The following is an 11,851-nucleotide window of genomic DNA, read 5'->3' as shown; positions in this document are numbered from 1 at the left end:
AGAACAGCTATGTCTTTTCGATTTTTTGATTGGTTGAACCTAAATCATGACGTATTTGCTGCTTATAAAGCCAGTTTAGGGTTTATTTGGGCTTAATTTTTGTCTAAGTCCCGTTAACCCAGAAAATGCGTAAATCCTGTGGTAGAACCTGTTGAGTACTTGACTTAGATTTCGTGGATTTCACGGTGTTGTTACACAGAATGACAATACTAAGATTGGCAGAAAGACTCATTGAATTGAGATATCTACTGCCATGACGCCAATACTCCCTCAGTGCCAGAATCTGCAAGAACAGGTAGAACGTTTATTAGACCTATTGCATCAGGAGCCATCTCTACGAGCGTTGCCAGATGATGTGACGGCGGTTCAGGCTTCTTTGCGAAAAGCGATCGCACCCACCTTCGAGATTGTCTTTGCCGGTGCGTTTAGTGCAGGGAAGTCGATGCTGATTAATGCGCTGCTGGAACGAGAGCTCCTCTACAGTGCGGAGGGGCACGCGACGGGGACGGAATGTTACATCGCCCATGCCGAACCAGATCGAGAACAAGTGGTGCTGACGTTTTTGAGCGAAGTGGAGATTCGGGAACAGGTAGTGGCATTGTGTCAGCGATTGGGATTAGCGGCGGCTAATATCAATCAACCGGAAGCGATTGATTTACTACGCCAGGGATGTGTGCTGACTCTCCAGCAGGAAGGCGGCGAGAGTAAATCCGAGAGGGCAAAGCAAGCAAAGGCGCTGGATTTGTTGCTGGAAGGGTTTATCGCCAATCGCGATCGCATCAACACCCTGAACAATGCCACCTACTCAATGGAGCAATTCAACTTCTCGAATCTCCAAGAAGCGGCTGGATATGCTCGTCGTGGTAGTAATAGTGCAGTTCTCAAGCGGATTGAATATTACTGCCATCATCCCCTACTGCAAGATGGCAACGTGCTGATTGATACACCGGGGATTGATGCGCCAGTGCAGAAGGATGCGGAACTGACGTATCGGAAAATTGAGGCTCCCGAGACTTCAGCAGTGGTATGTGTGCTCAAACCCGCGTCCGCAGGCGATATGACGACGGAAGAAACCGAACTGATCGAGAAGATGCGGGGGAATCCAGGAATTCGCGATCGCGTCTTTTATATTTTCAATCGCGTTGATGAAACCTGGTATAACAGCCAACTGCGGCAACGATTGGATTCTTTAATTAATACCCAGTTCCGAGATACGCCTGCTGACAGGGTTTATAAAACCAGTGGGTTACTTGGCTTTTATGGAAGTCAAATTAAAGCAACCAGAGGAGGCGAGAGGTTTGGTTTAGATTCTATTTTTGCTAACAGTGTCAAAGGCACAGTTGGAGGCGAAGATACTCCACAATTCGTGAATGAATTTCTTCGTTACTGCGCCAACTCTGGCAAGCTATCTCCCAGTCGGTTCCGAATTTCCGTCAATAGTTATGAAACCCCCAATGAAAACTATGTACGCATTCTGGGGGAACAAGGAACGCCCCTGATTGAGCAGCTCATTCAAGATAGTGGCATTGAAGAGTTTCGGGAGGCAATTACGCGCTATCTCACCGAAGAAAAGCGCCCTCAATTATTTGCGAATTTGGCTGATGATTTACAACCGTTGTGCATTGGCTTAAAGAAGCACTACCTAAGCGTCCACCGTAATTTGGACAGCCAACCCCGCGAAATTGAGGCGATGAAAGCCCAGGAGTTGGAACATCTCAATCAAGAACTTCAGCAAGTTGGGAAAGAGTTTTGCCGTCACATTGCCGAAGACGTGAATCTGGCAGTGAATAACGCTTGCCCAACGTTTGAGGCAGATTTTCGCCAACTGCAAACCGAAATGATTCAACGCCTTGATGAATTGCTGCACTCGTTTTCAGTAGCAAAAGCTTACAGCCGTGCGACTCGTAGCCATCCTCGCAACGCCACAGCACCTCTAATTGCTGTTTTAGTAGAAGCGCTTTATTACCTGGCTAATGAGCTAGAAGATGTTTTGGTGGAATCTTCACAACAGGTAGTGTCTAGCTTCTTCCAATACTTAATCGAGCGAGTGCGCCGTGCAGATTACTACAGTCAACTTTATCGATTGCTGGGGAACGATGGCGGGATTGAGCAAAAGCTAAAGGGGGTACAGAAGCGGGTTTCTGAAGCTTTGGTGAGTGCGGCGAGGATAGAGTGCGATCGCTTTGTACGAGAAAGCCCTCGTTTTTACGATGAAGGCACATTTTCAATTTATCAATTTCGGCAAACCTTGCAGCAAACGTCCCAAGGTTATGACGCCGAAAGCATGATTGAAGCGGAACCTGCGATTCGGCAGTTACTCAAGTTAGATTTCGAGCCAAAGATTGATCAAACAATCCGGCGCAGTTTCCGCCAAACGATTAACCAAACTCTCAAAACGCTACTATTGCCAATGGCAGATGAGCAGGCAGAGGCAATCTTGCAGCAATATCCCAAGGCGCGTGCTTATTTAGAACAAACTTTGGAACAAGAAGCAGAGGAAAAGATTAAACAGAATCACAAATTGCAGGATGAATTTGAGCAGAAAATTGCTGATTATAACCAAGCGATTACTGGAATTAATAGCTGTTTGCAAGGAATGTTGTTAAACAGGTATCAGCTACCTGTGGTAGGAGAATCTGATTTGACGGCAATACCGAGTTCTGTTGAATCAGATGGTTTTGATTTTAGCTCAAATTTTACCGCTGTATCTAACTCGGTTGATGCAGCAGAGGCTCTCTAAGCAGAGTTTTGAGGTGAAGATTTTCATTAACATCTTTCACTGCTTGAAACAACCGCCAGGGGCTTAAGTCCCTGGCTAACAGATCAAGTCCATTAAAATGGACTCAAATATGAGTATTGTCAGCATTTAGTCCTCTTTAGAGGACTTTAGCTATGAGCCAGGAAATTGATTTCCTGGCGGACTGACAGCTTAGCATTGAATTAAAATCAATAGAGAGGACTATGTAACAATGTCAGTAAATTCAAAAAGGCAATCAATGGAGCGTTTGGCAATCATTTAGGAAGTCAACTTAATGGTCAATTAAGTTCTTGTCATGGAATAAAGATAGATAATTCAATATTGGCTCCTAATGGGGTGAATGAACCTTATGCCAGGTGGTTTGGCGATGGCATAGATTGTGAAATGCTAAACCTTGGTTCAAAAAGCTGGAAAAAAGGAAAAGTGAGAATTAAAGTCAGCCTTGAATTTTATGTCGAAGAACAAGAGGATTCACAAACCCTAGGAAGCGATGCTCTCGAAATCAGTCCACCCGAATCACCACTTGATGATCTTCGTCAGATGATAAACAAGGAAAATCAGCAATAAGAGTTATGGCTAAAACCCCTAGAATTCCCATTCCTCCAGAAGTGAGGAACTATGTTTTTGAACGCGATCGCTATCAGTGTAAAAGCTGCGGCAAAACAAAGCTAGACACTCAACTAACGATTGACCACATTATTCCCCTGGCTCGTGGTGGTCAAAATGATATCAGTAACTTGCAGACTCTCTGCCTTCCCTGTAACCAGCAGAAACAACATCACCTCGACCCCCGCTTCCGCCGTCACTTCACTAATTGACGCAGAAAGCCGCTATTGTAAGATCGCCTCACTCCTCCCCCTTGCCCTTCTTTGTAGGTGAGGAGTTGTCCTTTTTCAGCCATTGCTCTAACGCTTTCTCCAACGCTTCACTTTGACTTATTTCCTCAGAACTACAGGCAATCCTGAAACGACGCGCCAAGTCCTTCGGGACATAGCCGCTTACCTGGGAGTAATTTGGATCGTCGCGCTTGGTTACCACTGATACTCTTGTCGTCGTCGAGCCTATTGTCGCACATAGACTCATTACTGCATATAAGGAAACTCTGCCGATGGTAAAACTTTTAAGCAATCAAGCGATCGCCTTAATCTCCCTTACCCTTTTTGGTAGGTGAGGGGTTTTCGTGTTCTTGCAACCACTTCTCAATCAGTTCCCTGAGCACCTCGCTCATATCGCGTCCCTCTAAGGCACACGTTGCCTTAAATCGCGCTCTCACGGATTCGGGAACGCGCCCTCTCACAAATACTTGGTTCTCAGCTTCGGACACAGATTACAGCTCATAAATGCTCACTTCCATTGTCTCATTGCTATAAATTTTCTGGCTTTTAGTGCTATTGTGCTATTGTGCTATTGTGCTATATTAAAAACAGCTAAAGCCAGCGCTTCAACCGTCCAAAGTCCTGCGCTGGCTTCTGGCTCCCTAATACAAGGAGACTCTACCAATGGTAAAACAACTACTCGGCAATCCAAGCATTCAGCGAAGCTATCCTCCAGGAAATCACCTTTGGGCAATTGTGCGTCTTCTGCCAAACGCACGAACCATCATCGTTGCCCGTTTCCACAACCGCCAAGACGCCGACGACCACAAACGACTTTTGCATCGGTTCATCCCAAACGCCAAGTTTGAAATTATCTTTGACCTTCCCAATGAGAAACCAGAGGAGAATCAAACCCACGCGCCGAGTTAATTCTGGCAAATTGGCTCAGTCAGCTACACCAAAAGCTCTACATAGTCCCCCAACATCAGGGGCAGTAAAAATACTCTAGCTCCCTCTCCTCTCAATGGCTCACAAAGGCTGGGGAGGGGGTCTCCTTTCCGAAAACTCATGCAAGCGCTACGTCATCGCATTAACCCCAAAACTTTCGTCATCACTCTCAGGCAAATCGCCAAACACCTGAAAATCAAGCAAGAGCGCATCTTGAACTGGGCAAAATGGCATAACGTCCTCTGGGTGCATATTCAGGGACTCGGTGGCTACTTCATCAGTTACCGCTTGCCTCGAACAGTGGATTGCTGCCTGTAGTAGTCTGATACGCTTCTGCCCAAATCTGCAAGCTCTCAATACCCTTTGGAAAAGCATTATTCACGAAGCCCAGCGATATACAGAAGAAGCGCTTTCCCGCCTTGATGCCATCTTTCAGCAACGATTGTCTATTTTATGTTCTGCAAAACACCACCGAGGAGATATCTAGATCGAACAATTCAATCCTTTGACTCATAGTCAGTCCAGGATTCACCAAATTTTGCTTAAATCCAGAACAAATCCGGGTAATACCGACTCACCGCTAACAGTAGCCGGATTATCCAAACATTCCACAGCTACTCCCGGACGATAGATATAAACCTGCCGATTTTTGCGTTCGATTAAAAATCCTAAAAGGGCACCGTTGTCAATATATTCCTGCATCTTAGTTTTAAGCGGTTCCAAGTTATCAGAAGCAGAGCGTAACTCCACCACAAACTCAGGACAGATGGGAGCAAATTTCTTCTGTTGTTCGGGAATCAGGGCGTTCCACCGTTCTAGTTTCACCCATGCCGCATCTGGAGAACGATCTGCACCATTGGGAAGCTTAAAGCCAGTACTAGAGTCGAAATAAATCCCAGTTCCGTCACTTTCTGCCCAAATCCCTAATTGCACAATCAATTTGGCATTTCGATTTCCGGTTTCCGAACCAGTCGGAGGCATAATCAGTATTTCTCCCGTAGCGGTGCGTTCGATGTGTAAGTTGCGATTAATTTGACAGAACTCAAAAAACTGGTCATCTGTCAGATTAATGATCGGTTGTAGGCGCAACACCAAAGGAGAGTTTTCTGCTTGAGTCGTTACTGTTGTCATTGTCATGGCACAAATCCTGGACTGCTGTTGCCTTTTGTACACTTACTACTTGGAAGATTTATCAGCAGATGCGATCGCATCCTTTCCTTTATCCGAAGTAACATAACCCAGAAAGGCTTGAACTTGAGGACTAGCCGGCTGCTTGTAAACGTAATAAAGGGTTCGCTGATATGGGTAATTGGGTGCTTCAGGAGTCAACCCGTCTACTGCAACAGTCCGTACCGTCTTTTGATTCACCGCCTGAGAATAGGTTGCATAACCAATGCCACTCGTTCCTAACGCTCGCAGTAGGGGTGTAGTTGCATCTTGGGACAGCGTAGTAATGTTGGGTGTCGTGCCAAAGTTTTGTCCTTGTAGAACAAACTCTTGAAATGTCTGATGGGTGCCACTTTCTGGAGGACGGTTAATCACTCGCAGCGTTCCTGCTGTTCCCCCTACTTTTGACCAATCTGTAATCTGCCCTTGGAAAATCCCCCTAACTTGATTCTGACTTAATCCTCTACGAAACGGATTTTTATCTCCAACAACAATCGCGATCGCATCTTTTGTGACAGGCACAGCCACCAAACCTTGACTCGTTTCTTGGAAAGTCAGGGGGCGAGAGATAGCCGCAACATCTATATTTCCCTGAATCAGGTCTTGAATCCCTTTATCAGACCCTCCTGCATTCGTATTAACAGTTGTTCCAGAAAATTGCTGTTCAAAACTGCTTTTAAGTGCCTGATTAATTTGCACCATACTAGTAGAACCATCAATTCTTACAGTGGTGCCACTCTGTACATTGGTAGGAGATGCGAAAGTTTGAGTGGGTTGAGATAGGTTTGGGTCTTGAGGTTGGTTTTGCGGAGTGTTATTATCACCTGTCGATAAATTACCGACATTAGAGCCAGAACTACGGGTAAACCACCAAAATCCACCCCCTAATAGGGCAGCAGTAATTAAAAGGGCTAAGACTAGAACGGTCGCTTCATTTTTTTGTGACATACCACAATTAAACCAATCATTTTAGTCATCAAACTTTCGGTGTATAAGCAGTCAAAAGTCAAAATTAAAAGTGATATTTCGAGAATTCTCTCTTTTTACGATAAGTTTTTACCTTAACAATTCCTTATTTGGGTAAGGGTACAAATTTATAGCCCCAAGGAGTATCAGAGCTGGGTTGAATAGTCACTAGCTGCACAGTCTGATTGCGATCGCCCGATGGCAAAAACTTAATCGTTCCAGCCGCACCTTGGGCAGAAAAGTCACGTGCCAACAGTGCTTGTTGCACACCCGTCCGCGTCGGATTGCGCTCAATCCCAGCAATCAGTGCCTGGGCAGCATCATAAGCCATTGCCGTGCGCCAGTTTACCTCTCCACCCCAAAGTTGAGTAGCGGCTTTAGGAAACTGAGCCTGAGGGTTTGCCCCAATATGCCAGGGAATTGCCAATACCATGCTTTCAGCCGCCAGTCCTCCTAATTGCAAGGTTTTGGGTGTATAAACATCATCTCCGGCTAAGATCTTGAGCCGTTTACCATTCACTTGAACCACAAGCATGGCTTTATCCAGGGTGCCTGTATTCACCGCTAACATCAGCACCTGTGCGCCTGCCTGAATCGCTTGATCGATGCTTGGAACGGCATCAAAATTTGCATCAGACAAGTCCACTTCGCTGATTACTTCCCCGCCTCCCAGGGAAACAGCCGTGACAAACTCCGACTTTAAAGACTGGCTATAGCCACTTTCGGAGTTAAAGAAAACAGCAACTTTTTGCTGTTTTAGTTTTTGCAACATATACTCTGCCAAGGCTCTCGCTGCCACATAATCACTGGGCACAGTCCGAAAAACATAGCGACTACGACCCGATAATTTGACTGTGGTACTAATCGGAGAAATCGCGACCAATCCCCCAGATTGATAAGTATCTGCTGTTGCTAAGGTGACATCGCTGGCATAATGACCGATGACTCCCAATACTTGCTCGTTTTTTACGAAGGCGGCAGCTACTTGGTTCGCGATATCTGACTTATTCTCATCATTGGCAATGAGAACTCTGAGGGGAATGCCTTTTATTCCACCGGCTCGATTGATGTCATTTTGAGCCTGAGCAATACCACGCAGTAGTTCTTGAGCCGCATTGGCATCAGAACTGATAGGAACAGAAGCTGCAATCGTGTAGGATTTTTGGTTGCCAATCCGAGCATTGTTGAGATAAATCAGGGTTTCTGGGTCGTTGCGCTCTCTCTTGAGAGAGGCTTCTAGCTGCGTGACAGCTTCCGCATAATTACCTGATGCGATCGCCTGGATTGCCGCTTGTTTCTCTGGTGGGGCATTGGCAGGAATTAATAGTTTTTCTCCTGCACTAATGCGCTCTTGAAGACGCTGATTCGGTTGAGTTGGTGCGGTTCCACCCGGCGGACTTGGCGGACTCGGTCTCGGACGTAGAAACCACCACAGACCCGCCACTAAAGCCATAGTGACGACTAAAGAAACCACAAGAACAACCGTTTCGTTTTTTTGGGACATGCACTGATAAGGCTGGCGGCTGGATTGGAGGGTTTAGAGCAACCGACGCAGTAATCGATAAATGAGCTGGAAAAGTGCTGTGATTGCGATCGCTCCAGCTCCCGCGAACACAGCGCTCATCATCACCAATGGGATAGGTATATTCTGCCTGATAGCGAGGAATAACACAGTCGCCAGGGTGAGTCCAACCATAATCGGCAAGTCTTTCCCTTCGATCAGGCGACGGTTTTGCGCGAAAATCAGCCCTCCAACAATGATGATTAATAGACCTATGCTAATGGTTGAAACCCCCAGCACGATACGCAGGGCAGTAAATAACAATCCCGCTTCAAATCCTGTAAAAGCTGCCCCACCTAAAACCTCCAACACAGAAAAACTAGGTTGTGCAGGTAGGGGTTGGGGATGAATTGAAGCCGCCGCTACGGGTGGGCTACTCTGAGGTTGAGTCAAGGGCGGCATTGTGGGGGACACAGTGGACACCTGAACGGCTGGTGACGGTGACACCTGTGGTGATTGACTATGAGGTCGCGTTCTCCCTTGTGAGGGTGGAGGACTAACCGGAGGTGGCGGTGGGGAGGGACTTGGCGTGAGAGCGTCGATAACCTCTTGAGCCGACCCAAAGCGTTGATTAGGAGTTTGTAATAGCATTCGGTCTAACACATTAGCCAAGGTCTGGCTAACTTGGGTGTAGCCTCTCCAATTCCAGCCGTTGGTGTAGGAATCATACAGTTCTCCCGCCTCTTTCCCCGTGAGCAATGTAATCACCGTTACCGCTAGAGCATACAAGTCGGTTGAGGGGTAGACTTGAGCACCTGCCATCTGCTCTGGTGGTGCATATCCTTGGGAATAAATTCCCGTTGATCTCCCTGCTCTTGCCCCTGCTGCCGTCACCTGCTTCACGGCACCAAAGTCTAAAAGATACAGACGCCCATTCTTGTGACGCATGATGTTGGAGGGCTTAATATCTCGGTGAATGGAGTCATTGTCATGGACGAACTTCAACACATTGAGAATTTCCCGCAGGACTTCTAATGCTTCGGCTTCGGAAAACTGCCCCTCGGTGTTTAATTCTTCCTCTAAGGTTTGTCCGTCAATATATTCTTGTACGAGATAGAAGAATTGGTCTTCCTTACCCCCTTGCGGTCTAGGCACACTCAAGGGAAAGAAGGCAAACAGATCCGGGATTTGGGGATGACGGCTACCCAGTTGCTCTAAAACTTCCGCCTCTCGCTCAAATAAATCTTGCGCCATTTGAAGCTGCTGTGGGTTCAAATCCCCAGAGGGCTGAAATTGTTTAACCACGCACTGGCGCATGGCGGGGGTATAGCGATCGCGAGCGAGAAATGCGGCTCCAAATCCTCCCTGTCCGAGTAACTTCAAGGGAAGGTAGCGACCCACTAAAATCAGTGGCATTCCGCAGGATGTACAGTATTTCTGCTGAGCCGTCTTGAGCGTGGCCTTGTTATCAAGATCGGGAAAGTGATTTTGGGGGCGGGGACAGCTAGGACGGGTGCAGTAAATTTCCATATAGAGCAGAGCGTCAGGAATAGAGCATCGAAGGCACCGAAAGACACTAACAGATTAAGCCACTCAGGTTTTTCTTTCTCTTCCCACTTTAGCCTCGAAGCACATTCCTAGACGCTCAATGCCTCAGTTTCCAAACACTCTAGTTAATCTCCTACGGCATGAGCAGAACTAGCCTGGATCTTCGGTGTTGCCATGGCGACGGGTTCGGGTTTGAGTTTCCATCCAGGGTTGGCAAATTCTGGGAGAATCTCCCGACTAAATGCTTCAGCAGCCTTAGAACGATAACGGTGGGGGTTGACAATCACAGACAGCGCCCGCTTGACGACGACATCATCGATCAGTGCCCGATGTAGGATGCCCATCTGTAACTCTTTTTCAATCGCCGAAATGGAGACAAAAGCAGCCCCTAGTCCGGATTGCACGGCATTTTTAATCGCCTCAATGGAGTTCAGTTCCATTTCAACCTTGAGGCGTCTGGGGTCAATGGCGCAACGCGTGAGGACTTGGTCAATCACCTTGCGGATGGTGGATTGAGAATCTAAGGCAATGAACTGCAATTTATACAAATCCTCTCTTTGGATTGTGCCGACTTTGGCTAGAGGATGAAAAGGTGGCAAAATCAGCGCCAGCTCGTCTTCTGAATAAGGAATGATTTCTAGCGTCTCTTGTAACTCACCTGGAACTTCCCCGCCGATAATCGCTAAATCCACTTGTCCATTGGCAACACTCCAAGCGGTGCGGCGAGTGGAGTGAACCTGCAATTGCACAGCGACATCGGGATAGCGCTGCCTAAACATGCCAATCATTCGAGGCAGGAGATAGGTGCCGGTGGTTTGAGACGCGCCGACGATCAACGTACCACCCTGGAGATTTTGTAAATCCTCGATCGCCCGACAGGTTTCTTGGCAAAGCGAGAGTATTTTTTCCCCGTAGCTCAGGAGGAGGTATCCTGCTTCCGTCAGTTGGGCGCGGCGTCCGCCCCGGTCAAATAAGGGAACATCTAACTGCCGCTCTAGGTTTTGAACCTGCAAACTTACAGCGGGTTGTGAAACGTACAAGCTATCAGCAGCACGCTTAAAACTCCCCTCAGTAGCGATTGCTTTGAGAATGCGGAGTTGGTCAAGAGTGAAAGGAAGGTCAGACATACGGCTAAACCTGAGTGAAAGGAGCAACTGAGGCCAGTAACAATTTGTTTGACGATGAGATTTGACTCAAGGTGGACGGCCTAAGAGTAAAAGTTGTCAGTCTCTGCTGAAATCGACAGTAACATACCAAGGCCGCAAGTACTTAGAGCAATACTTGTTAGGATGGAATGTTCACAGTATCTACATTAATCTTTATGGCGTTTTCGAGTTGGCTAACATCCAGCCATTTTGTGATGCTTGGGTTGCTTTTGGGGTTTGCGATCGCTCACAGTGGTTTAGCCGCACTCCGACCTTGGGGAGAACAACGCATCGGTCCAAGACTCTACCGTATTCTGTTTGCCCTAGTTAGCCTCCCCCTCGCTGTTGTATTAATAATTTACTTTTTTAATCACCGATATGACGGCTTACAACTTTGGCTCGTTCAGGGTGTTCCCGGCATCCAGTCGCTGGTTTGGGTTCTCTCTGCAATTTCTTTTCTTTTTCTCTATCCAGCTACGTTCAACTTACTAGAAATTGCCGCGATTCAAAAGCCCCAAGTTCATCTGTTCGAGACAGGCATCATTCGCATCACTCGACACCCTCAAATGGTGGGACAGGTCATTTGGTGCGTTGCTCATACCCTTTGGGTGGGTACTAGCTTCACCCTCCTCACCTCAGTCGGATTAATCCTGCATCATCTTTTCGCCGTCTGGCATGGCGATAGACGTATGCAGGCACGATATGGTGATGCTTTTGAGGTGGCAAAAGCTCGCACGTCTGTCATCCCTTTCTTGGCGATTCTCCAGGGACGTCAGACCCTCAAATGGGAAGAGTTTGTCCGTCCGGCTTACCTCGGCGTTACCGTTTTTATCCTGTTGCTGTGGTGGGCACATCCCCTACTGATCGCGGCGACTGGGAAAGTGAATTGGTAATACACGTAATACATCCGCTCGTCAAGCCGTAATACAGGTAATACCAGGATTTTTCTTGATTTTCATTGCCCAAATTATCCAAATTGGATGTAGCATGATCCCAATCATTG

Annotated in this window: 11 protein-coding genes and 2 pseudogenes; 6 read left to right on the top strand and 7 right to left on the bottom strand. The window is 47.2% G+C overall.

What is annotated here, in order from left to right:
* The first annotated feature begins 253 nt into the window (after positions 1 to 253).
* The 3 genes from NDI48_22640 (at position 254) to NDI48_22630 (ending at position 3,576) form a co-directional block, all read left to right on the top strand.
* Complete coding sequence (locus tag NDI48_22640) at positions 254 to 2,740, top strand: dynamin-like GTPase family protein (protein ID MEP0833965.1); 2,487 nt, start codon at positions 254 to 256, stop codon at positions 2,738 to 2,740.
* A gap of 252 nt (positions 2,741 to 2,992) precedes the next feature.
* Positions 2,993 to 3,325 (top strand): hypothetical protein, encoded by a 333-nt coding sequence (locus NDI48_22635; protein ID MEP0833964.1) that lies wholly within the window; start codon positions 2,993 to 2,995, stop codon positions 3,323 to 3,325.
* Positions 3,326 to 3,330: 5 nt separating this feature from the next.
* Entirely contained in the window at positions 3,331 to 3,576 is a 246-nt protein-coding gene (locus NDI48_22630; GenBank protein ID MEP0833963.1) for an HNH endonuclease, read from the top strand.
* Positions 3,577 to 3,604: 28 nt separating this feature from the next.
* Here the strand turns inward: NDI48_22630 and NDI48_22625 are convergent, their stop codons facing one another.
* Positions 3,605 to 3,796: a hypothetical protein gene (locus tag NDI48_22625; GenBank protein MEP0833962.1), complete on the bottom strand. Its 192-nt coding sequence runs from the start codon at positions 3,794 to 3,796 to the stop codon at positions 3,605 to 3,607.
* A gap of 103 nt (positions 3,797 to 3,899) precedes the next feature.
* Entirely contained in the window at positions 3,900 to 4,082 is a 183-nt protein-coding gene (locus NDI48_22620; GenBank protein MEP0833961.1) for a ParG, read from the bottom strand.
* A 238-nt stretch (positions 4,083 to 4,320) separates the two neighbouring features.
* Here NDI48_22620 and NDI48_22615 point away from each other — a divergent pair.
* Positions 4,321 to 4,503 (top strand): annotated as a pseudogene (locus tag NDI48_22615) (hypothetical protein).
* A gap of 138 nt (positions 4,504 to 4,641) precedes the next feature.
* Positions 4,642 to 5,008 (top strand): annotated as a pseudogene (locus tag NDI48_22610) (hypothetical protein).
* A 41-nt stretch (positions 5,009 to 5,049) separates the two neighbouring features.
* Here the strand turns inward: NDI48_22610 and NDI48_22605 are convergent.
* The 5 genes from NDI48_22605 to NDI48_22585 all read right to left on the bottom strand — a co-directional run bounded on the left by NDI48_22605 (position 5,050) and on the right by NDI48_22585 (position 10,830).
* Positions 5,050 to 5,652, bottom strand: a complete 603-nt coding sequence (locus NDI48_22605; protein MEP0833960.1) for a Uma2 family endonuclease — start codon at positions 5,650 to 5,652, stop codon at positions 5,050 to 5,052.
* A gap of 45 nt (positions 5,653 to 5,697) precedes the next feature.
* Positions 5,698 to 6,636 (bottom strand): phosphate ABC transporter substrate-binding protein, encoded by a 939-nt coding sequence (locus tag NDI48_22600; protein MEP0833959.1) that lies wholly within the window; start codon positions 6,634 to 6,636, stop codon positions 5,698 to 5,700.
* Between the two features lie 124 nt (positions 6,637 to 6,760).
* Positions 6,761 to 8,158, bottom strand: coding sequence for an ABC transporter substrate-binding protein (locus tag NDI48_22595; protein MEP0833958.1), 1,398 nt, complete (start codon positions 8,156 to 8,158; stop codon positions 6,761 to 6,763).
* 33 nt (positions 8,159 to 8,191) lie between these two features.
* Positions 8,192 to 9,685, bottom strand: a complete 1,494-nt coding sequence (locus NDI48_22590) for a serine/threonine protein kinase (protein MEP0833957.1) — start codon at positions 9,683 to 9,685, stop codon at positions 8,192 to 8,194.
* Between the two features lie 143 nt (positions 9,686 to 9,828).
* Positions 9,829 to 10,830, bottom strand: a complete 1,002-nt coding sequence (locus NDI48_22585) for a LysR family transcriptional regulator (protein MEP0833956.1) — start codon at positions 10,828 to 10,830, stop codon at positions 9,829 to 9,831.
* A gap of 194 nt (positions 10,831 to 11,024) precedes the next feature.
* Between NDI48_22585 and NDI48_22580 the strand changes: the two genes are divergently transcribed.
* Positions 11,025 to 11,741 carry a hypothetical protein gene (locus NDI48_22580; GenBank protein ID MEP0833955.1) on the top strand — a complete coding sequence of 239 codons (717 nt, stop codon included), beginning with the start codon at positions 11,025 to 11,027 and terminating at the stop codon, positions 11,739 to 11,741.
* Positions 11,742 to 11,851 lie beyond the last annotated feature (110 nt).

This window comes from Microcoleus sp. AS-A8 (assembly GCA_039962225.1).
Taxonomy (GTDB): Bacteria; Cyanobacteriota; Cyanobacteriia; order Cyanobacteriales; family Coleofasciculaceae; genus Allocoleopsis.
This window is presented reverse-complemented; position numbering and strand designations above follow the sequence as displayed.